Source organism: Dethiosulfovibrio faecalis (genome assembly GCF_021568795.1).
Classification (GTDB): Bacteria; Synergistota; Synergistia; order Synergistales; family Dethiosulfovibrionaceae; genus Dethiosulfovibrio; species Dethiosulfovibrio faecalis.
The window spans coordinates 25,742-51,580 of record NZ_JAKGUE010000019.1 but is presented as its reverse complement, the minus strand read 5'-3'; the positions used below and the strand labels follow the sequence as shown (position 1 = coordinate 51,580).

The window sequence follows — 25,839 nt, the reverse complement described above, 5'->3', positions numbered from 1 at the left end:
GGTGAAGCTATTTCGTCTGTCTGGAGATCCTGTCGAACTGATCTTGCAGCTCGAAAAATCTCTCTATCAGGACGGGGTCGAAATGTCCCTCCGATTCCTCTGTCATTATGCATACAGCCTTGCAGTGTGAAAAAGCTTCCTTATAGGGGCGAACGCTTCTCAGTGCGTCGTACACGTCGGCGACGGCCATTATCCTCGCCGATAGCGGGATCTGCGGTCCGGACAGACCTCTGGGATAGCCCGATCCATCCCATTTTTCGTGGTGATTTTCCGCTATTTCCCTGGCCATCACCAGAAAGGGCACGGAGCCCATTTCCCTCTCGACGTTTCGCAGGATGTCTCCCCCGTATATGGTATGTAGTTTCATCTCGTCGAACTCCTTGGGGGTCAGTTTGCCCGGTTTCAACAGGATTCTGTCCGGTAGGCCGATCTTACCTACGTCGTGTAGGGGAGACGCCTGGGCCATTAGGTCGACCTCTCTTTTCGTGATCCGTCTATCTATCCTGTTCGTTTTCACAAGGTCGTTGCCCAGAAGCAGGACGTATTTTCTAGTTCTCTGTATATGGGCTCCTGTGTCGCTGTCTCTCGCCTCGGCCAGAGTCGCCATACAGTGGACCGAGGCAAGCTGAGCTATCTGAAGGTCCTTTGTCCTCTCCCTGACCAGCCTTTCCAGGTTGTTTCTGTGTCTCTCCAGTTCCAGATGGTTTCTTATCCTGGCCATCACGAGAGGAGGGCTGAAGGGCCTGGTTATGTAGTCCACCGCGCCCAGTTCCAAGCCCCGGGCTTCGTCCATCTCCTGGTTGAGGGCGGTCACGAAGATCACCGGTATTCGATCGGTCCTTCCGTCGGCCTTGAGTCGTCTGCATACCTCGAAACCGTCCAGGTCGGGAAGCATGACATCCAGCAGAATCAGGTCGGGATGGACCTCACGGGCCAGACTCAGCGCAGTCTCTCCGTCCATGGCGACGCTTATCTGGTATTCATCGGACAGGAAGGAGAGCAGTATGTCTATGTTGATCTCCCTGTCGTCGACCACCAAAAGGGTCTTTCTGTCGTCGATCATGGGAGCCCTCCTTCAGAGGGGGCCTTGAGCTTTTCGCTCAGCCTTTCCACCATGGGGATGGCCTCCTCGAAACGATATCTCTTTACGGAACTCGATATCCTTTCGATCTCCTCTTTTATCTCTTCGGGCCAGACGGTTTCCTCCAGTATGGAGAGGGCCGGTTGAGGCTGTCTCCTGTCGAGCAGCGATTTCAGCTCCTCTAGCATCAACGCTCCGTTGGTCGAGGCGTTGTGGTCGCTCTTCTTTTTCCTTTCGTCCGTTTCAGGGGGTATCGCCTTCTGAAGATCCTCTAGAGTTCTTCGATGTACCCCTTCGAAAGCCTCAAGTATGGGCGGTACGTTTTCCCTGTCCTTTCGGATCGCCGACTCCAGCAGTTCCGATATCTCTTGGAGCTCTATCAGCCCCAGGTTGCCGGCGGTCCCCTTTAGGGAGTGAAGTTCCCAGGTGGCCTTGTCGTAATCGGCGGCGTCGATGGCTTTCGCTACGTCGGAGGCGGTGTCGTGGAATTGCTCCACGAACTTTCGGAGGAACCGAACGTAGCCCTCTAGGTCCGATCCCGTTCGGTATATCCCCATCCCTGGGTCTATTCCCTTTATCCGGAGTTTCTCCGGGATCTCCTTGTCGGCAGGGGCGTTGGGAGAGTCCTTCCCCTTAGAAGATTTTCCGAATATCCACCGACAGGACGTGTCTATCAGGATATCCCGGTCTATAGGCTTGGTGACGTAGTCGTCCATGCCTGCCTCTATACATATCTCTCTGTCTCCCGACATGGCATGGGCTGTCATGGCCACTATGGGGGTTCTCTTCCGTTCCGTCTCCTCGCTTTCTTTTTCTCTGATCCTCTCCGTTGTCTCGAAACCGTCCATCTCCGGCATCTGAACGTCCATGAGTATCAGGTCTAAGTGGTCTTTCGAGAAGATCTCAATCGCTTTTAGTCCGTTCTTAGCGGATATTACCATCGCTCCCGCCTGTTGAAGAATTCCGGCGGCGACCTCCAGGTTCAGATCGTTGTCCTCCACCAGGAGAATCTTGGCTCCCCGGAGTTTTTCCTCGGAAAAGTCCGCCGGTCCTTCATCGTTGCCGTAGGTTCTGTCGGGGTGCCCTTTCGATATGGACTCCATTATGGAGTCCAACAGGGAGGAGGGCTGGACGGGCTTGGACAGGACGTCGATGAACCCATACGATCTGGCCTTTTCCACTATCTCGGCTCTACGATGACCTGTCACCATGAGAAGCTTCGGAGATTTGTTCAACCCGGATTCCGATATTTTTATGGCCGTCTCTATTCCGTCCATCCGGGGCATCTTCCAGTCCATTATTACTACGTCGAAGGAGATGTCCTCCTCTTCGGAGGCTTTAAGTCTGGCTATAGCGTCCTCTCCGGAGGAGACCGTCTCAACGTCGAAGGTCATGGACTTTAGCATTTCCCGGAGGATCTTTCTCGCTATGGGGTTGTCGTCCACGACGAGTATCCTAAGGTCCGTCAACGCCGACCGGGTTTTATCCTGAGGCCTGTATATCGTTCCGTTCTCTCCGTCCGTAATGCCTACCGTGACGGAGAATGTGAAAGCGCTGCCCTCTCCGAGACGGCTCTCTGCTCTTATCTTCCCTCCCATGAGCTCGCATAATTTATGGGATATGGAGAGGCCGAGGCCCGTTCCCCTGTATTTCCTGGTGGTAGAGCTGTCGGCCTGTATGAACGGGTCGAAAATTCGATCCAGCTGTTCGTCCGTCATGCCGATCCCTGTGTCGGAGACGGAGAATATCAGCTCCATCTCGTCCTCATATCGGCTGCCCTTCTTTAGGGATACGATAATGTCTCCCTCTTCGGTGAACTTGATGGCATTGCTTATGAGGTTGTTCAGTATCTGTCTTATCCTGAAGGGATCTCCCAGGACGGACGACGGGAGGTCCGGAGAGATCTCCAGGTGTAATTCCACCCGTTTTCCCTCCGCCTCCACTGAGAAAGCCTCCACCGTCTCGGAGACGGTTCTCTCCAGGGAGAAGGGAATCCTCTCTATCTCGAGCTTGCCCGCCTCTATCTTAGAGAAGTCCAATATATCGTCTATTATGGCCAGCAGAGTCTTGCCGGACGAGTCTATCTTGGCTATCCTGTCTCGGTGTCTCTCCGAGATGTCCTCCCTTAACAGGAGTTGACTGAGGCCTATGATGGCGTTGAGAGGGGTCCTTATCTCGTGACTCATGGTAGCCAGAAAGTCGCTCTTGGCCCTGTTGGCCTCGTCGGCGGCGTCCTTGGCGTCTATGAGCATCTTTTCCGATCTGGCCAGTTTCTCCAGGGTCTCGTTGGCCTTTATGTTCTCTTCCTGAGCTCTGGCGGCTAGAGACAGCGCGTCCACCTTGGCCTGCTCGAGTTCCGTCGTCCTCTCCTTTACCGTCCGTTCCAGTTCGTCTCTGTGTTTTCTAAGCTCCTCGTCAATCCTGCGTCTATCCGTGATGTCCGTCACGAATCCCAGAAGGGCGGGTTTGCCGTCGATGGCTATCTTGGTCCAGTTTTCCTCGGCGACGAATACCGATCCGTCGGATCTCATGAAGTCGATCTCTGCTTTGCCGGGCTTGCCGTGAGGGTCGACTCCGGTTGAGCGGTCGGGGTGGATCTCCGATTCGTTTTTGCCCCTTATTCCCATGTAGGGGTAGCCCAACATCTCGGTCATGGCAGGGTTAGCGTACAGTATCTCTCTGTCCGGCAGGGCCGTCACCAGTATTCCCTCCGAGGCGTTCTTTATGAGTGATCTGTATCGTTTTTCGCTTTCCCTCAGAGCTAGTGAGTCCTTTTTGCCTTTTAGAAACAGATAGGTGGTTAGAAGCGAGATAGGGGTTAGTAGACCGGCAAATCCTAGAATAGCCCAGAACACGATGGGCTCGCATTCATAAAACGGAACGGGTTTTCCGATGACGATGGAGTCTTCAGGCAGCCTGTAGGATGGGATGTCGAAACGTTCGAGCTGGGCGTGGTCGAATAGGTAGCTGTTCGGGCTCTCCGTGAGTACCGGTATATCCTTCGGAGAGGTCCCCTTAAGTATCTGGACGACCATCTTGGCGGCGTTTCGGCCCTGTTGTTTCTGGGAGATTATCCGTCCGCCCAGAAGGCCCTTCCCTATGCCGTGGGCCCAGAGGTGGTAAACGGGGATATTAAGTCCGTCCGTGAGGTATTCAAGGCCCTCCTCGAAGGATTTGGAGATCCCTTCGGAGTCGAGGTAAGCCGACAGGAGCAGGACGGCAGTCTCGTCGTCGAAGGACCTCAGCCTTTCGCGGGCCTCTTTCCAGGACAGGTCCTTGAGGGAGATAAGGGAGAACTCCACCCCTTCCAGGGCGAAGCCTATGGGGCGGAATTTCCTGGCGTCCGCGATTCCCGATACCGTTCCGTCCGATATGGCCACGATCTCCTTGACCTCCGGCTGTAGGAGTTTGGTCAGTTCCAGCGTACCCCTCATGGAGACGTCCTCGACGACCCCTGTGACCATGGGGTCTGAGTTTTGCTTCAAGGCCAGGTCGATGTCGTTGACCCCGCAGAACACCACGGGGATCTCCGGAAAGAGGTCTTTCCCGTGCTCCAGGACGAACCTCAAAGCGGCGTCGTCCGCGGTAAGGACCGCGTCATACCGGGGAAGCCGCTCCAGTTTTGCCTCGATGAGAGAGCGGAATCTCGCCAGGTTCCCCTCGTCCTCGAACCTTTTTGTATCCATGAATTCGACGTCCAGGGCGATCCCTTCCGGGTCCAACACGGACTTGACTCCCTCTACCTGGGGGAAGAATGTGGTGAAACCCGGATGGTAGGAGCTTATCATCAGCACTCTTTTGCCCTCCAGGTAGGGATCTCCCCTTGTCTGACCTGGAGAGGGGCAGGTAAAACTCAAAATTGACGCGAGACACAACGCCAGATACAGCATGAGAGCTTTTTTCATGGCACCCTCCGTGATCCTTCCGTATGATTAAATCTTGTACTTTGATCATACATCAAAGGGAGGGTTTGTAAAGCGTCCGTTCCGGTCCGTCCTATCTTTGTCTCTGTCTATGCCATGTTATCGTCCTTCTCGGTATTCCCAGGGTTCGAGACAGCTCCAAGTCGGACATTCCTTCTCTATTCGCCTCCTCTATCCTCGACCTCAGCTGTGCCACCGACATGTCCGGACGGGATCTCAGAGGACGGCTGAAGAGACGGTCCAGAGGCAGGGTTCCCACCGGGGTCACAGCCCAGGTGGTGGAGGCGATTCTCTGCACCGTCGAGACCGATCTGTCCAGTCTGTCGGCCATCTCCGTCATGGTCAGAGGAGAGGGGGCCTGCTCCCGGGACATGAGGTAGCCTCTCTGTCTTTTCGCCACCTCTATGGCCAGGGAGAGTTTGGACGCGTTCCTCCTGGCTATGGACCGGATTATGTGAAGTCCTCTATCCTTCATGGATGCCACTCTGTCGTCCTCCCAGGTCAGAGGGGTCATGTATATCCTGGGAAGGTTTTCGGCCAGGACGACCGCAGGTCTGTCCTGGTCGGGATAGAGTACCAGCTCGGGGATCACTGCCTGTGCCGTCGTGCGGCGGCCCGGGGCTGGGTCGAGGTGCGATAATTCCTCCATGGCTCGGTCGAATCTGCTTCGGTTCCATCCGAGTCTCTCCATCGCATCCTTGGGGTCTCCCTTTCCCAGCAGGTCCACCGCCATCTCAAGGATCTTCGCTCCGTCCGACTCTCCTTTTCCCGATCTGATCAGCTGCAGCGACAGGCAATGGATCAGATCTCTTGCGAACAGCCCAGGGGGTTCCACTATATTCCTGACTCTCTCCAGCAGGAGGTCGAATCTCTCTGCGGTCAGATCCAGCTGGTCGGCAATGGCCTCCTGGTCGTCGGTCAGATAGCCTCTGCGATCCAGGTAGCGGACCAGTTCATACGGCAGAGAGTCCCTTTCCTCCCGAAGGGGACGACACTGGGCCATCTGACGGATAAGGTCTTCCTCCAGGGACGGTTCTTCCGAGAGGTCGTCCAGTATGCCCGACTCCCGCCACGATCGGGGAGGGCTCACCTCGTAGAGGGGGTTGTCGGTCAGTTCGCCTATGGCCGTGTCCACCAGCTCCTGTACCGGCATGGTCAGGAGCCTGAGGTTTTGGATGAGGACGGGCAGGTGAAGCAGCTCGGTCCTTAACTGCTGGGTCAGCCTCGGAGAGTCGTCAGTCCAGGCCATGTTTCTGAAGTCGTCTCAAAAGGGCGTATCGGGACAGTCCCAGAGAGGAGGCCGCCCTGGTCCTGTTGCCCCCCGAGTCGGACAGCGCCTGGGTCAGAAGCTCTTTCTCCACGTCGTCCAGCTGTCGTTGAAGGGGCCTGCCGTCGGTCTCGTGCCTCGATTCGGCCTCCCTGTCGGTGGGCATGGCGTCCAGCATCTCTTGGGGAAGGTCCTTCAGAGATATGGTGCGGTCCCTCTGGTCTTTTAGTATGAAAAGCCGCTCCACCAGGTTCTTGAGCTCCCTGACGTTTCCCGGCCATCTGTAGGACAGGAAGACTTCCTCCACGTCGGAGGAGGGGATCAGAGGCGCCCGCCCGAGCCTGTCGCTGTACAGGACGATGAAGTGTTCCAGGAGCTCCAGAGCGTCTCGGCCTCTTTCTCTAAGAGGGGGGAGCTCTATCGGTAACATGGCTATCCTGTAGTACAGGTCCTTTCTGAAGGCTCCGGAGGATATCCTGTCCTCCAGGTCTGCGCAGGTGGCGCACACCACCCTCAGGGATACCTGGATTTCCCTGGAGGATCCCAGAGGCCTGAGGGACCGGGAGTCCAGAAAGCGGAGCATCTTGCTCTGGAGAGAGGTCGGCATGTCTCCTATTTCGTCCAGAAAGAGGGTGCCTCCGTCGGCCAGCTCCACCAGCCCTCTCTTGTCGGCGGAAGCCCCGGTGTAGGCTCCTTTTCTCGACCCGAACAGCTCCGCCTCCAGAAGGCTTTCCGGTATGGCGGCGCAGTTTATGGCGACGAACTCGCCGGAGCTTCCCGAGGCGCCGTGGATCATCCTGGCCACGACCTCCTTCCCCGTGCCGCTTTCTCCCCTTATCAGGACGTTGACGTCTTCGTGTCTCGAGACTTTTTCGACGAAACCGCCGATCTCTTGAACCGCCCGGGACGAGCCTATCAGGGAGACCGCCCTGGACGTCTCCATTCGGGAGACCCTCCTGGCAAGGGCTATGGCCTCCGACGCCCTTTGGGCCATGTTCATGGCGGCCTCCAGGGGGAAGGGCTTGTCCAGATAGTTGAAAGCTCCCTCCCTTATGGCCCGTACCACCAGGGCAGAGTCGCCGAAGGCTGTCATAACTATCACCTTGGCCTCCGGAGACGCCTGAAGTATGTGGGGAAGTCCCTTGAGGCCGTCCCCGTCGTCGAGCCTGACGTCGAGGAAGACTATCTCCGGGGATTCCTGCTCCATCATGGAGTTCAGCCCCTTGAGCCCCGATGCCGTGCGGGACTCGTAGCCCTTTCTCTCGAAGGCGGTCTTGAGTCCCTGGGCCAGGGCTCTTTCGTCCTCTATTATCCAGACTTTCATATTTCATCCTCCTCGTTGTCCTTATCGGTCGGACCGGGAAACCAGAGGTCCAGTCTGGTGCCATCGGGGGATGTCTCCAGGTCCATTGTCCCTCGATGGTCCTCCACTATCCTGTAGACGACCGATAGGCCGAGCCCGGTGCCGTCCGGTTTCGAAGTCACGAAGGGGTCGAAGATCCTATCCGCCACACGGTCCGGCACGCCGCCGCCGGTGTCCTCGACGGACATAGAGGTACCTTTGCCGGATCTACGGCATGAAACGTACAGATCTCCCTCTTCGTCCATGGCCTCTATGCCGTTCAAGACAAGGTTCAACAGCAGCTGCTGCATCTGCCCTCTGTCTCCCCAAAGCTCGGTGCCGTTGTCGACCGCTTCATGCCAGCCGATCGATTTTCGGGAGAGTCGGACCCTCACCATACTGTGACACCAGCGGAAAAGCTCCCTCGGTTCTATCGGGCCCGGCACGGTCGGGGTAGGTCTGGCGAAGGATAGTAGCTGGGTCACCACACGGTTGAGTCGGTCCAGCTCCGAGCTGAGGACCTGTAGGGATTCCTCGTCCTCCGTCTCTCCGCTTCTTGCGCCGCTCAACAGGTCCAGATGAATTCTCATGGCCGCCAGGGGGTTCTTTATCTCGTGGGATACCCCGGCCACGACCTGTCCCAGGGCGGCCAGCCTCTCCATCCTGGAGATCCGACGCTCCAGGCTCTGCCTTTCCCTCAGACCTCTGACCATTGCGTTGAACGCGTCCTGAAGTATCTCCAGTTCGTAGGAGCCGGATCTCTCGACGGGAAGATCCGATAGGTCTCCTCTGCCGACCTTGGCACATCCCCAGGCAAGCCTCTTGAGGGGCCTCGTCAGCCAGTAGGCCAGAAAGACGGCCATCTCCGCCGAGAGGAGCAGGCATATCATCCCCGCCACCAGAAGATGGCGTCGTCTGTGCAGTATGGCGGTCAGAACGTGTTTTCCGTTCAGGCTCACCTTCCAGCTCGCTCCGTCGGAGGTCGTCACGGAGGTGCCGTCTCCCTCGGAGGTTATCCGCCAGGCCTCTCCCTCTCTGTCTATGATCTCCATGACCTGTCGAGACGTCAGATCGCTCGATCGACCGGATAGCTCGTCTATCTTTCCCTGTTCGGACATGTAGGTTTCGTGAAAGTCTATCGAGAGGGACATGGCTATCAGGATGACCGTGAGGCAGAAGGTCAGGCCAGTTACGACCGCCTTTACCCTGGTCTCCAGATCTGGGCCTATCATCGTCTGGCTCCCAGGATCCACCATAGGATCCCCTCTATCAAAAGGGACGGAAGCATCGCCGTCTCGGGGGACATGCCGGAAAACCATACCAGGAGGTTGTAGACGATCAGGGCGGTGGACATGGCTCCGAACAGCCCTCCTCTGCCCTTCGTCCTGGGAAGGTACAGGGGAAGCAGAAAGCACAGTGCAACCATACTCCAGCTGTAGCGACCGAGCTGGAGTATGCCGGGAAGGGGCATGTAGCTGAGAAACAGCGTCACTGTGGCTATTATCGCCACCGCGATCCTGTTCTTGAAGAGAAAGCCGTCCTCCTCCAGGGGGTCTTTGGACGGTATGCGACCCTCTCCCTGAAGGTCGTAACAAAAGGAGCAGGCGGCCAGCAGCAGCTGGGAGTTGGCGGTGCTGACGGCTGCGGCGAGGACTCCCACCATCAACAGGGCCAGAGGAAGAGGCGAAAGGCCTGCCTCCATGAGACGAGAGAACAGTATCTCCTGAGATCCTCCGGTTACGAAGGGATGAAGGGTCTTGGTCCCCAGCCCCAGGGCGGTGAGGCAGATGTAGATCCAGGATACGGTTAAAGAAGTTATCGCCAGGGTCAGCCAGGCGGTCCATCTGTCTTTGCAGGATATTATCCTTATGCAGTACTGAGGGTTGGCCGCCACCCCCAGCCCCCAGCCCAGGGCCATCGCCATGGAGGCCAATATCCCCTCTTTCGGCCAGGGCTGGAGCAGCTCCGGCCTTAGGTCCAGCAGCCTCTCGTGTATGGAGGGAAAGCCTCCGGTCTGAGATGTTATGCTCCAGGCCGCCACGGTGACGGAGGCCACTATTACCATGAGGTTGAGGCCGTCGCTTCTTACCACCGACGGAAGGCCTCCGAAGGTGGTGTAGAGCACGAAGAGGTAGACCAGGATGGAGGCCATGAAGCCCTCTATGTCCAGCATGGAGCCGACGATGGCTCCGAAGGCCCTGAACTGTATTATCAGGTAGACCGTGTAGACCACCAGAAGGCAGAGGGCCGACAGGGATCGGAGCCTGTCGTCCGAGTAACGTTCCTCCAGCCACTGGGGAAGGGACAGGGCCCGGCTCTTTCTCAGCCTTATCACCGCCAGAGGGAGCAGGGGAAGTCCCAGCATCCACCCTATGACCGATCCTGTGAAGGCGGCGTATCCCTCCTGATACAGCAGCACCGTGTAGCCCAACAGCGACGCCGCGCTCATCCAGGTGGCTCCGAAGGTGCCTACCGAGGGCCAGAGGGCGATTCCTCTGCCCCCCAGGTAGAAGGATCGTCTCGTCTCGTTCCACTGGAAGGCTCGACCGGCCAGCAGGATGAGGGCCATCCCGTAGCCTCCGAAGGCCACCAGCCGGTACAGAAGGGATTGCAGGGTCATCTTCCGTTCCTCCTGCGGCAGTAGAGGTAGATCCAGGGCAGAGCGGCGAGGACCGCGAAGGCCCCCCATACCAGTAGATAGGGGCGACGGGACAGTGTCTGAGCGAAGAACATGGGCAGTTTTCCTCCTCTTCGGTAGTCCCGTCACTTTATCACAAGTCCTCGGCGAGGAGCCCGACGGGGCCCTGTCTCGCCCGAGCGTATTTTCGACCTGCCTGTTCCGAACGGACCGCCTCGGAGGGCACGTCCTGTGCCCCCTCGGCTTGGGGCGACGTCCTGTCGCCCCATCCATTCTACACGACGGCAGGTCGAAAATACGGGCTCAAACGGGCCCCGTCGGACTCCTCGCCGAGGGGACTCGGATGTGAGTTTTTAGAGGTTCTATCTTGTCGGTCTTTTTACTCCAGCTCGAGGTGTTCCGTCAGGAATTTTTCCATGGCCCGATAGAAGTCGAAGCGGTTTTCCTGGTTGTGAAAGCCGTGTCCCTCGTCGCCCTTCACCATGTACTGTACCGTGACGCCCCTTTTCTTCATCGCCTCCACCATCTGGTCCGACTCGGCCTTCTTCACCCTGGGATCGTTGGCTCCTTGAGCTATGAACAGGGGGGCCTTTATTTCGTCGGCGTGGAAGACCGGGGATATCTCTTTGAATAGCTCTGCGTCCTTTTCCGGATGCCCTATTGTCTCGTACATCTTCTGTCTGGCGAGTTCCCAGTAGGGAGGTATGGATTCCAGAAGGGTGAATAGGTTGGCGACTCCGACGTAGTCTATGCCGCAACGGTACAGGTCGGGGTTCCGTATCAGCCCCATTAGGGTGGCGTATCCTCCGTAAGAGGCGCCGTATATGGCTATCCTGTCGGGATCGGCGATCCCTCGATCTATGAGCCAGTTTACTCCGGCGGTTATGTCGTCCTGCTGCTTTCTTCCCCACTGTTTGAAGCCCGCCATCCAGAACTTCTTGCCGTATCCGGTAGATACCCGGTAGTTTACTTGGAGCACCGCCACCCCTCGGTTAGCCAGAAACTGCACCTCCGGGTTGTAACCCCAGGTGTCCCGGACCTCCGGTCCGCCGTGGGGGTTGACCACTACGGGAAGCCCCTTCTCCGGCAGTCCCACCGGCAGGGTGAGGTAGCCCTGTATGGTGAGGCCGTCCTCGGTCTCGTAGCTGATCGGTTTCATCGGAGCCATCTGTTTTTCGTCTATCCATGGGTACAGGTCTGCCACAAGCTCGAACTCTTCCGGTTTGTCCAGGTCGTGATAGTAGAGTTTTCCTGGCATTCTGTCGCTTGCCACGGCTATTATCGTTTTTCTCTCGTCTTTGCTCATGCTGGAGATCCCCACCGAGTAGTCTGGAAAGCGCTTCTTCAGTCTGTCGAAGAGTCTCTCCGTCTCCTCGTCGAAGAAGTGGCGCTGCCTTTTGTCGGTGTAGTAGGAAACTCCAAGCAGCTTCTTTCTGGCCCTGGACCAGATTATTCCCGAGAGGTCCACGTCGTCTCTCTGGTAGATCATGTCCTCGAAGTTCCCGCTTTTCGGGTCGAATAGGTAGAGGGCGGTGGTGTTTCTATCCAGGTTGGACATGACGTAGAGTTTTTCGTCGTCTCCGGTGAATCCCGCCGGAATGACCGAGTCGGTGAAGTCGGTGGAGAATATGGGACGGAAGGGATCTTCCTCGTCGTCTCTGTAGAGGATGGTCCGCTTCAGCCCCTCCATGGCGTAGGCTATGCGGATTCTTCCCCTGTGGTCTGTCATCCACCCTCCTACCGTGCCGGGGTTTTCGGCGACCATCTCCATCTCGCCGGATAAGATATTTACCTTGTAGACGTCGAAGAACCTGGGGTCCCTGCGGTTCATCTCTATCAGGACGTGGGTATCGTCGTCCTCCAGATCGTCCAGAAGGCCCGCCCTGACCCCTTCGAAGGGAGTCAGGTCTCTGACGTCCGTTCCGTCCGTAGACAGGGAGTAGACGTGGTAGTTTTCGTCGCCCCCCTTGTCCTGAAGGTAGACCAGCATGTCGTCGTTTACCCAGGTGTAGGCCCGTATATCCCTCTCGGTGGAGGAAGTTATCCGCTTTGCCTCGCCTCCGACCGGGGCGACGTGTATATTGAGCCTGTTCTTCCAGGGCTGGAGAAAGGAGTAGCGTTTCCCGTCGGGAGAGAGGCGGTAGGCCGTTTTGGTGGGAAGCCTGAAGAAGTCCTCCATCGGAATTTTGGGCGGTCGTCCATCGGCCCATAGAGGGGAGGTCATAAGTATGGCTGCCGTGGAAGCCAGAGCCATGGCGATAGATGCTTTCAATGTGGTATCCTCCTTATGTAGAGTGTGTTTTTCCTCGCCATTATATGCTATGTCGTTTTCACTGGCTCCCGTGAAATTGCCTATTCCGATCTGTTTCGGTCGAGGAGGAGGTGTATCGTGAAAAAGGGCCTTTGGATGTCGATCGTAGGGGTTGTCGCGATCTTCGGACTTTTGTTCTATAAATTCTCGACCCCCGTGGTGATTATAGGCGTGGCGGTCAACGAGAAGGTCGCTTTTTCCGCCCCGGAAGGGGTGATGCTCTCGGTCGTAAGGAGCTACGTTCTCTGGCATAACTCCTCGAAGGACCGAGCCTACCGCCTTCAGGTCGAGGTCGCGACCTTCGGCGACGACGTCGCCGAAGCGATGGCGGATCTGTCTCGAAGAGGAGCCGCCGTGGTGGTGGGGTTCCCGCTTTCTTGGGAGGCGGCCGCTGCGGCAGAGGCGGCGGAGAGGTTCGAGATCCCCGTGGTCTCTCCCGCAGCCTCGTCTTCAGTTATGTCGGGAAGGGACGATTGGTTTTTTCGTGTGGTAACGGATACCGACGAGGAAGGAAAGGCCATGGCCATGCTGATGTCCTTCTTAGGCGTGGAAGAACCTATCGTCTACAGGTCTCCCTACAACGATGCCTACGTGAACAATCTCGTGGGAGATATGAAGAGGCTATCCGATTCGGTCCCATCCGGCTTGATCGTTTATCCCGAGGTGGCAGGAGACTATCTGTCCGGGGACGGGGTGGTCATAATAGCCGAGCCATCCAGGAGTTACTGGATATTGCAGGATGTCCTGCTTCACTATCCTCCTGTGCCCATATTCCTCTCACGATGGAGCCAGGTCTCCGATTTTCATTACTTTTTCGATATCGCCGGGGCGGATTTCTATTTTTCATCGGCCTACGATCCGACATCGATACCGGAGGACGATTTCGTTCGATTCCTGTTGAACGAAAGAGAGGTGGATATGGGTGTCTTCTCCCGCTACACCGTCGCCGCCATGACTTATCTTGCCTCCGTCCTGGATGAGGATCCTAGGGCCAGGGGCGAAGAACTTCGTGTCATGCTCTCCCGCCCCAGGACGGTGGAGGGGCCCGGGTGGACCCTCAAGCTGAACCGCTATGGCGACGTGGAGTCGGAGATCAGGGTCTACCGCTTCAACGACGGTTCGGTGGAAGAGGTGATCCTGCCTTGAGATCGTTGAGAAGCTACGGACGCCTCCTAGGCGCCATAATGGTGGGGCTCGCCCTGATCGGCGGAGCCACCGCCTTCTGGTTTCAGTTGAACTCCTTTCAAGAGATCTACGAGGATTCGATAATGAGCCGGTTCAACTACCTCTCCCAGTTTCTGGATGATAAGCTGTCTACCTACAGGAACACGATGCGTTACTGGGGAGTCTCCGGCATGACCAAGGGGGTGGAGGATTTTATGATGTCCTCCCCGGAGCTCAGAGGGCTTCTGTTCTGCGACAGGAACGGTACGGTCCGTTGGAGCAATCTTCCCTACGTCCAGGGCGGCATGTCAGTCTCCCCTAAGTTTCTTTCTGGCGAGTGGGTTCCGTCGGTTCTTTTCGGAGACATGGATTCCCCTGGGTTCATGTTGTCCGTGCCCCTTCCGGACGGGTGGCTTCTGTGCGATGTTAATACGTCTATATTGCTGGAGTCCGTGAGGTTAAGATCCAAAGGCAGAAGCGTAATGGCCCTGGCCGGTGCCGACGGCAGGGTCATCCATAACTGGGGAAAAACCGAACTCGCCTCCGTCGGCATGGTGCTCCCTAAGGTCTTGTTGAGGGACAGATATCAGGAGGTCGTCCTATCCATGGGGAAGGTGAATGCCTTCTCCAGGCGGTTGGTGGGAGCCCTTTTCCTGGTCGCCTTCTACCCACAAAAGGTCCTTATAGAGAGCGCCCTTTCCCAGGCCGTCGTCGTAGCTGCTCTGATTTTTTTGGGAGGTTCGGCGATGTTTCTGGTCTTTTGGATAGGACACGATAGGATCAGCCGATCCTTCGGGAGGTGGGTCGACTTTCTGGCCGGTGCCTCCGACAGGATCGGATCCTGCCAATCCTCCTTCACCCTTGCCGAGTATCTGGTGGATTTCGAGGGACAGATGGGTGCTCTGGACCATCATTTCGAGGAGGAGGCTCGTCTGGGAGACGCCTTTCAGCGGCTCATAGGGACCATCGGCGACAAGGAAGAATCCCTTATGGCCCTTCTGGAGGAGACCACCGCCATGGAGGAAAGCCTCAAACAGACCAACGACGAACTGGAGCTCGTCATGGCCCAGCTGGAGAACATAATGAGCCTTGCCGAGGGGGCCTCGGACGGTAAGACCCTTCAAGGGGTTGCCGAGTCGATAGCCTCCAACCTGCGTAGAACCTTCCGCTGCGGTTACGTGGCTTTCGTCGCCTTCAATAGATCGTCCCCCTACATATGGGGGGAATCGGGAGAGCGCCGTTCTCCGTTGCTTTCTACCGATTTGGCATACCTTAGGGAGGACCCCTTCTTCGAGGAGGGCCGCCTTTCCATGCCGGTATCCTTCATGGGAAGGGTCCAGGGTTACGTTGTCATGGAGGGAATATCGAGCTACGGGAACGAGAAGGTGGTGGAGGTGCTGAGGAGGTTCGGTCTTACCCTGGGAGGGCTTCTCCACGCCAACGAGCTGCTCATAGAGGTCAGATCGTCCTTTCACTACTTTGCCCTCAGGATGCAGGCCTTCACGGAGATATATCACGAAGAGACCGGGGAGCACATAGCCAGGGTTGGGGAGTTCGCCGCCTTCTTTGCCAGACAGCTGGGATTTTCGGAGGGGTTCGTGGAGGATATAAGGATATACGCCCAGCTTCACGACATAGGCAAGCTGAGGGTCCCCAAGGAGATACTGGTAAAGCCTGGATCTTTATCGGATTCGGAGTTCGAGGAGATAAAAAAACACACGATCTTCGGTGCGGAGGTTATTGGCGATTCCTCGTGGCTCGATATGGCTAGAAACATCTGTCTCTGCCATCATGAGAGATGGGACGGAACCGGATATCCCCGTGGGTTGGTCGGAACGGATATCCCCATAGAGGGGAGGATAGTGGCCCTTTGCGATGTTTACGATGCGCTCAGAGGGGAGAGATGCTACAAGCCTCCCTTTTCCCACGAGAAGGCCCGGAGGATAATGTTGGAGGGAGACGGCAGGGTCATGCCCGGGCATTTCGATCCGGAGGTACTGGATATCTTCAGGGAGAACGATGGCTTTTTCGAGAGGATCTACGGGGCTTTTTCAAACGAGGAGTTCAGTGGGTCCATGAGGTCGTCCTAGATCAACGTCTAAAAAACGACGGTTATAACGGAAGGAGGTCTTTTTGTGTATTCATTCGAGAAGGGGCAGCGTCCCCTTAACCCCTATCTGGCCGGAGCTATCACCGGAGGTCTGGTGGCCTTGTCCGTAGTGGCGACGGGAAAGTTCTTCGGGGCTTCCACTACCTTCGCCAGGGGCGGAGCGGCTTTAGTAAATATGATTTCCCCCGAGCACGGCGCGTCTTTGGATTATTTCGCTAAATATCCCTTCGCGGTGGACTGGCAGTTGTTTTTTCTCGTGGGGATCTTCATAGGGTCTCTGCTTTCCTCCACGGTCAACGGAACCTTCTTCGTAGATGCCGTCCCCGAGCTCTGGAGAGAGCGTTTCGGGGCCAGAACATGGCCCAGGCTCTGTACCGCTTTTCTCGGAGGGATCCTGGTGGCTTTCGGGGCCAGAATGGCAGGCGGCTGCCCCTCGGGGCACGGCCTCAGCGGGATGATGCAGCTCTCCATGAGCGGTTTCGTATCGTTGGCGGCGTTCTTCGTAGGCGGTGTCGCCATGGCTCGGATAATATACGGAAGGAGCTGAGACGCATGTTCGTGTCGATAATGGCGCTGGTGACCGGAGCGGTCTTCGGTGTCCTGATGCAGCGGTCGGAGGTGCTCAGATACGACCGGCAGCTGGGGGCTCTCCTGCTGGAGGACATGACCATCGTCAAATTTATGCTGTCCGCCATAGTGGTGGGGTCCGTCTGTATATACGCTCTTCTCGGCATGGGGCTGGTGTCCCTGTCGATAAAATCAACCGTACTGGGGACAAACCTAGTCGGCGGGGTAGTGTTCGGCATAGGCTGGGCTTTTCTTGGTTACTGTCCCGGCACGGCGGTAGGAGCTCTCGGCGAGGGGAAAGTCGACGCGTTGGTCGGTATGATAGGCATGGTCTTCGGAGCGGTTCTTTTCGCCGAGCTCTATCCTTTCACCAAGTTGTCCCTCTTTTCCTGGGGAAACATAGGCAAGGTAACGATGCCGGGATTCACAGGTACCGGCCCGTGGATATGGATAATCGGGCTTGCGGCTGTGGCGGCAGGTCTGTTTTTCCTGTTCGAGAGGAACGACCTGTGACGATGACGTTTCGGCGAATCGTCGCGGCGTTGGGGGCCTTGGCCTTGCTGGCGTCCTCTCCTGTCTTTGCCATGACCCTGGAGGAGAAGGCGGGGCAGGTTCTGGCCCTTTCCTTTTCGGGAACCTCCCTCGACGGGGAGACCAGATCACGATTGGAGGAGATTAAGCCCGGAGGTCTCATTCTGTATGGGAAAAACGTCGAATCCCTTTCGCAGGTCAGATCTCTCCTGTCCTGCATCAGGGAGACTATCCGCTTGGACGTTCCCTTGATGGTCGCAGTGGATCAGGAAGGAGGAACGGTCGCCAGGATAAGGGGACACGGTGCGGACTTCCCGGGGAACATGGCTCTCGGGGCTACCGGCGATCACGATCTGGCGGAAAGACAGGGTTTTATCATGGGGCGGCAGCTCAAGAGCCTGGGGATCGACCTGGACTACGCTCCCGTCGTGGATGTAAACAGCAACCCCTCTAACCCCATAATAGGGTTACGTTCCTTCGGCGACGATGTCGCCGTGGTCTCCTCAATGGGAGCCTCTATGATAAAGGGTTTCTCGAGGGCCCAAATGGGATGCAGCGCCAAGCATTTCCCCGGGCACGGAGACGTCGATATCGACTCCCATCTGGGGCTTCCGGTTCTGGATCGTTCGCTCGACTCGATGAGGGCTCTCGAGCTTCCACCTTTTCGAAACGCCGTCGAGGCCGGAATTCCTGCCGTCATGACCGCCCACATAGTGGTTCCCTCCCTGACCGGAGAGCTTCCGGCGACACTGTCTTTCGAGGCGATATCGCTTCTTCGAGAAGAGTTGGGCTTTGAGGGAGTGGTGCTGTCTGATTCCATGGGAATGAGGGCTATCTCCAACGGATGGGGAGTTCCCGATGCTGTGGTGATGGCTCTGAGGGCCGGTGTGGATTTCGTCCTTCTGGGGGCGGATCCCGCCTTCCCTCCCGAAGGGCATAGGGAGGTTCGAGACAGGATCGTAGAGGCGGTCCATTCCGGCGAGCTGGATAAGGCCAGATTGGACGATGCGGTGGAGAGGATCCTGCGCTGGAAAGACGATATGGGGCTATCCTCCGGGGAGGATCGTCCCGATTGGGTGGACGGCTCCGCCCTGGCGGAGGAGATAGCCTCCAGGAGCGTGACTCTTATCAGGTCGGATGGCCCCCCTCCCCTGAGGAAGGGAGACCATGTCACGTTGATATGGCCGGAGAAGAAGGCCGTTGCGGCGGAGATCCTTCTGAAACGGCTGTCCGACCTGGGTGTGTCCGGTCGGATCGTTAAGTTTGGAGGTCGGATACTTCCAGAAGTCGAGGCGGATGAGATAAGGGGCCCAGTGTTGATGGGCTGTTACGACCTCGTCAGGGACGAAGCTTCCGCTTCGTTTCTGAGGGAGATCCTCGAGGAGAGGCCCGACTGCGTTTCCCTTTCGATGAAGACTCCCTACGACCTCACGGTGTTGCCCGAGGCAAAGACGGCCCTGGCCTGTTACGGAGATACCCCACCTACGTTGAAGGCTCTGGCCGCTATACTTTTAGGGGAGATCCGTCCTTCCGGACGGTTGCCGGTGGAGTTGCCCGGCCTCTATCCCAGAGGATGGGGCGCCTCCTGGTCGTCCAGATAGGGAGCGACCTTTTCGAGAAAGGTGGAGACGAGCCCCGGATCCAGCTGGGTTCCGGCGCTCCTCTCCATCTCGAGGCTTGCCTCCTCGGGGGTGAGCCTTTTTCTGTAGGGTCTGTCGTCGGTTATCGAGTCGTAAACGTCGCAGACCGAGATTATCCTGGCCAAAAGGGGGATGTTGGCTCCTCTCAGTCCCTCGGGGTATCCCTTGCCGTCCCACCTCTCGTGGTGATATCTTATGGGCTCCGCCATGTCGGAGAGGGTCTTCGACTTGGTTACGGCGGAGGCTCCCGCCTCGGAGTGTCTCTTCACTATAGAGTATTCCTCCTCCGAGAGAGGTCCCGGTTTCATTATTATCTCTCTGGGGATTGCGAGTTTGCCGATGTCGTGTAGCAGTCCGGCCCAGTAAAGCCTGGTGATCTCCTCCTTGGAAAGGCCTATGGCCTCGGCGGTCCTTCTGCACAGGTTCGCCACGGATTTCGAGTGGTCCCTCGTGCAGGAGTCGTAGTCGTCCATAAATTCGGCCAAAACCATGATGACCTGTTCCAGAAGGTCTTGGTTGGCCTTGTACACCCTCCTCATGGAAAAGAACATTCCGGCTATGTGTCCCAAGGACTCAAGTGTCTGAGCTGTCGACTCGGGGAACTTCGCGTCGGTCTTTCCACATATGTCCAGGGTCAGGTGTCCCACCACCTCTCCGTCGCAACGGATGGTATAACGGCAGGAGCTCGTCGCCGGTAGGGTCAATCGCCTCATCTCGTCGGCTATCTCCTTGGGAATTCCGATAAGTCTGTCCGAGGGACGGTTCACCACGATAGGCCTGTCCTCCGTCGACACGTAGCGGCTCTGCAGTTTGAGCCTGTTGAGACCTTCCAGGTCGTGCCCCACCGCGTCGACGAACCTCCAACGGTCGTTCTCTATCACCGATATGCAGCCGGCGTTTGCCTCCGGTATCAGAGACATGGCGCTTCTGAAAAGATGGGACAGAAAGGACTCGTCGTCCTTCAGGGCGCTTTCGGTCAGCTCCGTCCCTAGAGATATGATCCTGTCCAGGGTCTCGCTCAGGGCTCTCTGGGAGGAGTAGAGTTCGTCTATCTTCCCTCTCGTGTAATTTTGGTCGCTTATGGACTTGGATACCTCCCGAGACATATGATCGAAGCTGTCCGACAGACTTTCGATCTCATCTATATCGGTGTTCACCGGTTCCGTCTGTTCCTGTTTTTTCGTGGCAGCGAAGTTGTCGATCCTTTTCGTCATGGCGACGATGGCTCTCGATATACCGTCCGAGGCCCTGCCAGCCGCTGAGAAAGCCGCCCATACTATGAGAGCCATAGACGCTATTATCGAGAAGATCATGATTCCGACCAGTGCGAATATCGGTCTGAAGTTCAGAAGGATGGACAGCACCAGGTTGGGGCTCAAGGATTTTTCGGAGCTTCCCCTGTCGTCCACCAAGAGCCTTTGAACCACGGCCTTTTGGCCCCATGCCGTCTTCGTGCCGGTCCCCTGTATAAGGGAAGGGTCGTCTGGGTCGATCAGGTGGACCTCCTCCACCGAGGGCAGAATGGTTAATCCCCGGACGATGCTTCTCAGATCTGAGACTCCCCCTATGGCCGCCTCCTCCGTCTCTATGATCAGATATATACCGTCCCCCATAGAGGTGGCTATCGTGAGGTGCAGCGGGTCCATCAGGGTCTCGCCTTTGTCCAGAAGACGCAGCCTGGACGAGAATCGAGATGACATGCGAGGGGACGAGTTGCCCTTTTCTGTAGAGGCTACGGTGTTTTCTTTGTGCAGAATCCAGGCCTTTATATCGGCTCCGTAGGGGAACAGATATGGGTCTTCCGAGATCTTCTCCCTCAGGATGTCCCTCAGTCGTAGATCGCCGTAGTCCCCGGAGTCCAGTTCGTCCGAGACGGAACGGATCAAGGCCGAAAGGTGCATGCCCCAATGGGCTTCGATGAAGGCGTATGTCTGGTAGGCCAGGTCGGAGTAACCTGAGATCGACTGGGAGATGAGATTTTCCCTCTCCTTCATCAGGTGCCCCGTCAGTCTGGAAAACATAAAGACGGCGAGAACCGCCAATATCGCAATCGCCGGGACGCATCCTCTGAGAGCTTTTTTTCGGATTTCTTTTCTCATAGACGCCATATCTAGACACCTCCCTACATCCCGATAATACCACCTCCTCTCGCCGTTTTTGGAAAATTTCTTCTTAGCCCGGAGGTGGTAAGGTTCGAAATGGTAAAATAAAGCGTATAGTGGTAAGCTGTACGGGACGTTTTAGACAATCATCTGTAGCAGAGGACGGAAGGAGGAGAGTTCTCGTTGAAAAAGGACAAAAACGACGGTCTTGACGGGAAGAAGGGAACTCAGCAAGAAGGGGCACAGGAAAAGAAAGCTTCTAAGGGCATGTCCAGCGACTCTTTTCAGGAGTCCGTTTGGGAGGAGCAGGATAGCGTCCCCACCTCGCAGGAGAGCGGCGAGGAGGTCTCCCAGGGGGAGGAGTCTCCGCTTGCCTCCATCACTAACTGGTTCAGCGGCCTCAAATGGCTGAATGGCGGTGACGATGGCGAAGGGAAGGGATGTTGCTCCGGCAACTCCAAGGACGACGGAACTGGAGAGAATGGTATGCCTGATTTCAAAAAACATTGGAAAAAATACGCTGTAGTAGGTCTTGTCCTTTTGATTCTTTTCAACGTGGTCTGGACGTTGATGGATAGCCGTATAGGCTCGGTGTCCGGCGATATCTCAAAGCAGTCTGCCGAGATAGAGGCCCTCAAGAAGGACGTGGAGGCCATGAAGTCCTCCATGACCGACAAGATCGCCGCGATGGACGAGGCCCTCAAGGGCGCCGGATCGGCTATAGAGGGAATCCAGGGAGTCGTCTCCGGCTTCGAAAATGATATGGCCCAGCTGGAGGGCAAGGTCAGCGACGACCGTTTCCTTCTGGCCAGACACGAGGAATATCTGCGTAAATCCATCGCGGACAAGAAGAGCGAGATTCGCAAGTACGCCAGGGATCTCAGGGTGTACGAGGCTCTCCTTACCGAGGGCGGTTCCGTGGCTTTGCCCAAGATCCCCGTCGTGACTGCGGCGGTCTCTCAGGGCGACGCCGAGCCGGTCGGTCCGGTCAAGAGCACTCTCCAGCTTACCCAGGACAGTCTCTCCATCACCAGGGACACCTTGGCCATAACCAGGGACTCCCTCGAGAAGGCCCGAGTCGACCTTGTGAAGAAGGAAAAGGACAACGCCGCCCTTACCTCCGATCTCAGGATGGCTAGAAAAGAGCTGCTCGAGATGGAGGCCAAACTCGCCGAGATGGAGAGAAAGTACAAGGATCAGTCTCTCGACCTGTCTCAGACGAAAGCCGACCTTGCGGTAAGCCAGAAGGCGGCCTCTGACCTTAAGCTAGAGATCTCCAAGACCCAGGGTTCTCTGAGGGAGGAGATCGAGAAGACCAAGAAGGTCCTCACGGAGAAGACCGCCGAGCTCGATCGTTTCCGCGCTTCCCTGGCCGAGAAAGAGCAGCAGGTCAAGGACCTGGAGGCCAAGGTCGCCGGACTTGAGAAGTCTCTCGAGGAAAAAGACGGTGTTATCTCATCTGTCAAGGAAGAGCTGACCAAGGTAAAGAACCAGGCGGTGATCAAGGCCAAGGAGCTTTCCGAGAAGTCCGGTCTTCTGGAGGGCGCCAGAAAGACCCTTGAGGAGATGAAGGGCGCTTCCGCCAAGATGAAGGAGCAGCTCGAAAAGGCGGTCGCCGAGAAGGACAAGCTTATCGCCGATTCCAAGGCCAAGATAGACGCCTTCGCAGGAAAGCTCAAGAACGCCGACGAGCTCTCCGTAAAGGCCGGTGACGAGATCGAGGCTCTCAAGCAGGCCGTGGAGGCCAAGCAGGCAGAGCTCGTGGAGGCGGTGCACAGCATCAAGGCCCACGAGGAGAGGCAGAAGGCTCTCGAGCAGAAGCTCGTGGTCATGGAGAAAGAGGTTGCCCAGGCCCGTGCCGAGCTGGAAGAGGTGAAGTCCGAAGCTGTCTCCTCCGACGTGGAGAAGCCCGCCGTCGAAGAGGCTGTATCCTCGGAGGACAAGACGACCGAAGAGGCCAAGACGGAGTAATCGGTTTTTTTCCCGAAAGACAGACCATCGTGAAGGTGGGCCCTTGTGGCCCACCTTCGTTTTTTATCGGAAGACCTTGGTATTCTTTATAATGGTTGACATCCCATACGACGGGAATGTATCATAAAAACAGGGTGTTTCACCCTGTGAGATCAACTTCAAGGAGGGGTTTCATGATGAGAAAGGGAATCATTGCAGCGGTGCTGGCCGTCTTTGCGTTGTCCGCCGCCGTAGCGGGAACGGCTCAGGCCGTCGAGTTCGTGACGATCGTCACCGGTTCCACCGGCGGCACCTACTATCCGGTAGGGACCATAATCGCCAACAGCATGAACAAGGAGATGATGTCCAAGGGAGTCAAGGCCTCGGCTCAGAGTTCCGGCGGTACCATCGAGAACCTCAAGATGCTCAAGAACGACGAGGCGGAGATGGCGATAGCCATGTCCAACCTCACCGGCTTCGCCTACAAGGGCGTAGGTACCTACGAGGGAAAACAGATCCCGTCCCTTCGCTACGTTATGGGGCTCTGGCCCGACGTCACCCAGATCGTTGTCCGCAAAGAGGCGGGGATCGAGACCTGGGGAGACCTCAAGGGCAAGAGGATGGCGGTAGGACCTCCCGCCTCCGGGACCGAGTTCACCAGTAAACTGGTGTTGAGAGCCGTGGCGGGATTGACCTTCGAGGACATCCAGCCCGAGTACATCGGCTACAGTGAGGCCGCTCAGGCTCTTCAGAACGGCAGACTCGACGCTTTCAACGCCGAGACGGGATATCCCGTTTCCGCCGTGTCCGAGCTCTACGCCGGACGGGTTCCAGTGGGGATGCTGGAGTTCTCCGACGACGAGCTTGACGAGCTTCAACTGGAGGCCCCCTATTACGCCAGGGTGGTCATCCCCGCCGACGTGTATCCCAAGCAGACCAAGCCTCTGAACCTGGTCGGAGTCAAGTCCGCCCTTATAGTCAGCGAAAAGGTCAGCGACGAGATCGTCTACGAGACCCTTAAGGTCATCTACAACGATCGCGAGGCTATGAAGCAGGCTCACGCCGCCTTCACCAAGGTCGACTACGACCACCCCATGGCTGGACTCTACGGCGCTCCTCTTCATCCCGGTGCCGTCAAGTTCTTCAAGGAACAGGGCTTCGAGATTCCCGGATCCCTTCTTCCGCCCGAGGCGAAATAGGTCCCACGTAGACAACACCGTGCGGTGCCGGCTCACGCCAGCACCGCATTTTTGGATTTTGGAGGGAGTGGTTTAGTTGAATATTCTGAGTGTCTTCAAGCCCGGGGAGCATATCCCCAACAGGGATTTCTCCGGTCATGTCAGGACCTTCGCCGTCGCACTGGCGGTTTTCACGTCTCTTATACACTGCTGGATGAACAGCGTAGGTCTGATGATAACCATAAAGATGAACGCCATCCACCTCGCCACTATGATGGCATTGGTGTTCCTCTATTTCCCCGGAACAGCCAGGTCCAGACGAGATCAGCCTACCGCCCTTGACTGGCTGTTTACCGGGCTCGCTTTGCTGGGCGGTCTTTACGTGGTCATGTGTTATGACCGTCTTTTGGCCACCAAGCTGGAGGTCACCCAGCTGGACCTCATAATTTCGGTCATGACCATGTGTCTTCTGGTAGAGGCGTCTCGCCGGGCGGTCGGCTTGCCTCTGACGGTGTTGTGCGTTTTCTTCCTGGTCTACACCAAATTCGGTCCGTATTTCCCTGGTCTTTTCGCCCACAGAGGTTTCGACTGGAGCAGGATAATAACCCGTATGGCTCTCACCGACCAGGGGATATACGGCGTCACCCTCATGGTCTCGTCGTCCTACGTGTTCATGTTCATACTGTTCGGATCCTTTCTGGCGGCCACCAAGACCAGCGAGTTCTTCAACGACTTCGCCCTGGCCCTGGCGGGGCGCTACAGGGGCGGTCCTGCCAAGGTCGCGGTCATAGCGTCAGCACTTATGGGCAGTATCTCCGGCAGTTCTCAGGCGAACGTTGCTACTACTGGAGCCTTCACCATACCTCTAATGAAGAAGGTAGGATATAAGCCCTTCTTCGCCGGAGCGGTGGAGGCTGCCGCCAGTACCGGAGGAATTTTAATGCCTCCGATCATGGGTGCCTCCGCCTTCATAATGAGCACCTTCCTGGGGATTCCCTACGTCAAGATAATGTTGGCCGGCGTCTTCCCCGCTTTGCTCTACTACGGCGCCATCTTGACCATGGTCGATCTCAGGGCCAAGAGCAACGGCCTGGAGGGGTTGCCCAAGGAGGAAATCCCCTCCATGAAGACCACTATGTTGGACAAGGGGCACATGACCATACCTCTCGTCCTGATAGTCTATTTCCTGGTCGCCGGTTACACCCCGCTGTTCTCCGCTTTTCTGGGGTTGATCGCTATAATAGTCCTTTCTTCCTGCCGTAAATCCACCCGAATGGGTGTCAAGGATTTTATAGGGGCACTGGACGGAGGGGCCAGAAGCGCCGCTCCTGTCGGAATAGCCTGCGGGATAGTAGGTTTCATAGTCGGAGCCGTCGGCATGACCGGCGTGGGACAGGTCATAGCTATGAACATAATAATGTTCGCCGGAGGCAAGCTCTGGGCGGCCTTGATACTGTGCATGTTAGCGGCCATCGTCCTGGGCATGGGGCTTCCCGCCTCTGCCTGTTATATCATAACCGCCACAATCGCGGCTCCGGCCCTGCAGCAGATGGGGGTTCCCGCTCTGGCGGCTCACTTCTTTGCCTTCTACTACGGGACGATGTCGGCTGTTGTTCCTCCTGTGGCTCTCACCAGCTATACCGCCGCCGGACTGGCCAAGGCGGCTCCTACGAAGGTGGCGGTGGTCGGTTTCGGTCTGGCGATGTCGGGGTTGCTTCTGCCCTTCCTGTTCGTCTACAACCCGGTGCTGCTCTTCGTCGACTTCACCTGGGGCAGGTTCCTTCCGACCATCCTCTGTGCCGTGGTGGGAGTCTTCTCTCTCTCCGCCGGGCTAATAGGGATGTTGAGGGCCCACATGCCCCTGTGGGAGAGGGTTCTTTTCGCCGCCAACGGTATAGCTTTGGTCAACCCTCTTAAGACGGTTCGTCTGATGAGTCTCGCCTTTTTCGCTTTCCTCTTCCTCCAGCATTGGATGAGAAATAGGGCGTTGAGAAAAGAGACGGCCTAACAGTGACAAGAGGGAGCAGAGCCTAGG

Annotated in this window: 16 protein-coding genes; 8 read left to right on the top strand and 8 right to left on the bottom strand. The window is 57.0% G+C overall.

Annotated elements, in window-relative coordinates; translation table 11 throughout:
- Positions 1-7: 7 nt before the first annotated feature.
- From L2W58_RS11315 to L2W58_RS11285, 7 genes are all read right to left on the bottom strand, one after another.
- Complete coding sequence (locus L2W58_RS11315; RefSeq protein WP_236103469.1) at positions 8-1,063, bottom strand: response regulator; 1,056 nt, start codon at positions 1,061-1,063, stop codon at positions 8-10.
- Positions 1,060-4,986, bottom strand: a complete 3,927-nt coding sequence (locus L2W58_RS11310) for an ABC transporter substrate binding protein (protein ID WP_236103460.1) — start codon at positions 4,984-4,986, stop codon at positions 1,060-1,062. The genes L2W58_RS11315 and L2W58_RS11310 overlap by 4 nt, the downstream gene beginning before the upstream one ends.
- Before the next feature lie 91 nt (positions 4,987-5,077).
- Complete coding sequence (locus L2W58_RS11305; RefSeq protein WP_236103458.1) at positions 5,078-6,253, bottom strand: RNA polymerase factor sigma-54; 1,176 nt, start codon at positions 6,251-6,253, stop codon at positions 5,078-5,080.
- Positions 6,240-7,595: a sigma-54-dependent transcriptional regulator gene (locus tag L2W58_RS11300; protein ID WP_236103456.1), complete on the bottom strand. Its 1,356-nt coding sequence runs from the start codon at positions 7,593-7,595 to the stop codon at positions 6,240-6,242. Before L2W58_RS11300 ends, L2W58_RS11305 begins: the two co-directional genes overlap by 14 nt.
- Entirely contained in the window at positions 7,592-8,845 is a 1,254-nt protein-coding gene (locus L2W58_RS11295) for a sensor histidine kinase (protein WP_236103454.1), read from the bottom strand. The genes L2W58_RS11300 and L2W58_RS11295 overlap by 4 nt, the downstream gene beginning before the upstream one ends.
- Entirely contained in the window at positions 8,842-10,233 is a 1,392-nt protein-coding gene (locus L2W58_RS11290; protein WP_236103452.1) for a sodium:solute symporter family protein, read from the bottom strand. The genes L2W58_RS11295 and L2W58_RS11290 overlap by 4 nt, the downstream gene beginning before the upstream one ends.
- Positions 10,234-10,630: 397 nt before the next feature.
- Positions 10,631-12,523 carry a S9 family peptidase gene (locus L2W58_RS11285; RefSeq protein ID WP_236103450.1) on the bottom strand — a complete coding sequence of 631 codons (1,893 nt, stop codon included), beginning with the start codon at positions 12,521-12,523 and terminating at the stop codon, positions 10,631-10,633.
- Between the two features lie 117 nt (positions 12,524-12,640).
- Between L2W58_RS11285 and L2W58_RS11280 the strand changes: the two genes are divergently transcribed.
- Genes L2W58_RS11280 through nagZ form a run of 5 tightly spaced genes read left to right on the top strand, consistent with a single transcriptional unit; the run spans position 12,641 to position 18,535 of the window.
- Positions 12,641-13,708 (top strand): hypothetical protein, encoded by a 1,068-nt coding sequence (locus L2W58_RS11280; protein WP_236103448.1) that lies wholly within the window; start codon positions 12,641-12,643, stop codon positions 13,706-13,708.
- A complete protein-coding gene (locus L2W58_RS11275) occupies positions 13,705-15,816 on the top strand; it encodes an HD-GYP domain-containing protein (protein ID WP_236103447.1) in 2,112 nt (703 codons plus the stop codon). The genes L2W58_RS11280 and L2W58_RS11275 overlap by 4 nt, the downstream gene beginning before the upstream one ends.
- Positions 15,817-15,861: 45 nt before the next feature.
- On the top strand, positions 15,862-16,383 hold the full coding sequence (locus L2W58_RS11270) for a YeeE/YedE thiosulfate transporter family protein (protein WP_236103445.1): 522 nt from the start codon (positions 15,862-15,864) through the stop codon (positions 16,381-16,383).
- A gap of 5 nt (positions 16,384-16,388) precedes the next feature.
- The gene (locus L2W58_RS11265) at positions 16,389-16,916 is read left to right on the top strand and encodes a DUF6691 family protein (protein WP_236103443.1); all 528 of its coding nucleotides are present in this window, start codon (positions 16,389-16,391) and stop codon (positions 16,914-16,916) included.
- Positions 16,917-16,918: 2 nt separating this feature from the next.
- Positions 16,919-18,535: a beta-N-acetylhexosaminidase gene (gene nagZ, locus L2W58_RS11260; RefSeq protein WP_236103483.1), complete on the top strand. Its 1,617-nt coding sequence runs from the start codon at positions 16,919-16,921 to the stop codon at positions 18,533-18,535.
- Here nagZ and L2W58_RS11255 read toward each other — a convergent pair.
- Positions 18,496-20,682, bottom strand: coding sequence for an HD-GYP domain-containing protein (locus L2W58_RS11255; RefSeq protein WP_236103440.1), 2,187 nt, complete (start codon positions 20,680-20,682; stop codon positions 18,496-18,498). The two genes, nagZ and L2W58_RS11255, sit on opposite strands and share 40 nt — an antisense overlap.
- A 177-nt stretch (positions 20,683-20,859) precedes the next feature.
- Here L2W58_RS11255 and L2W58_RS11250 point away from each other — a divergent pair, with 177 nt between their 5' ends.
- The 3 genes from L2W58_RS11250 (at position 20,860) to L2W58_RS11240 (ending at position 25,812) form a co-directional block, all read left to right on the top strand.
- A complete protein-coding gene (locus L2W58_RS11250) occupies positions 20,860-22,647 on the top strand; it encodes a coiled-coil domain-containing protein (protein ID WP_236103439.1) in 1,788 nt (595 codons plus the stop codon).
- A gap of 176 nt (positions 22,648-22,823) precedes the next feature.
- Positions 22,824-23,825: a TAXI family TRAP transporter solute-binding subunit gene (locus L2W58_RS11245; RefSeq protein WP_236103438.1), complete on the top strand. Its 1,002-nt coding sequence runs from the start codon at positions 22,824-22,826 to the stop codon at positions 23,823-23,825.
- Between the two features lie 76 nt (positions 23,826-23,901).
- Positions 23,902-25,812 carry a TRAP transporter permease gene (locus tag L2W58_RS11240; RefSeq protein ID WP_236103437.1) on the top strand — a complete coding sequence of 637 codons (1,911 nt, stop codon included), beginning with the start codon at positions 23,902-23,904 and terminating at the stop codon, positions 25,810-25,812.
- Positions 25,813-25,839 lie beyond the last annotated feature (27 nt).

Excerpts from the sequence above, each read along its gene's own strand:
- L2W58_RS11315 (WP_236103469.1), bottom strand. The coding sequence starts at position 1,063 with ATGATCGACGACAGAAAGACCCTTTTGGTGGTCGACGACAGGGAGATC.
- L2W58_RS11310 (WP_236103460.1), bottom strand. The coding sequence starts at position 4,986 with ATGAAAAAAGCTCTCATGCTGTATCTGGCGTTGTGTCTCGCGTCAATT.
- L2W58_RS11305 (WP_236103458.1), bottom strand. The coding sequence starts at position 6,253 with ATGGCCTGGACTGACGACTCTCCGAGGCTGACCCAGCAGTTAAGGACC.
- L2W58_RS11300 (WP_236103456.1), bottom strand. The coding sequence starts at position 7,595 with ATGAAAGTCTGGATAATAGAGGACGAAAGAGCCCTGGCCCAGGGACTC.
- L2W58_RS11295 (WP_236103454.1), bottom strand. The coding sequence starts at position 8,845 with ATGATAGGCCCAGATCTGGAGACCAGGGTAAAGGCGGTCGTAACTGGC.
- L2W58_RS11290 (WP_236103452.1), bottom strand. The coding sequence starts at position 10,233 with ATGACCCTGCAATCCCTTCTGTACCGGCTGGTGGCCTTCGGAGGCTAC.
- L2W58_RS11265 (WP_236103443.1), top strand. The coding sequence starts at position 16,389 with ATGTTCGTGTCGATAATGGCGCTGGTGACCGGAGCGGTCTTCGGTGTC.
- nagZ (WP_236103483.1), top strand. The coding sequence starts at position 16,919 with ATGACGTTTCGGCGAATCGTCGCGGCGTTGGGGGCCTTGGCCTTGCTG.
- L2W58_RS11255 (WP_236103440.1), bottom strand. The coding sequence starts at position 20,682 with ATGGCGTCTATGAGAAAAGAAATCCGAAAAAAAGCTCTCAGAGGATGC.
- L2W58_RS11245 (WP_236103438.1), top strand. The coding sequence starts at position 22,824 with ATGAGAAAGGGAATCATTGCAGCGGTGCTGGCCGTCTTTGCGTTGTCC.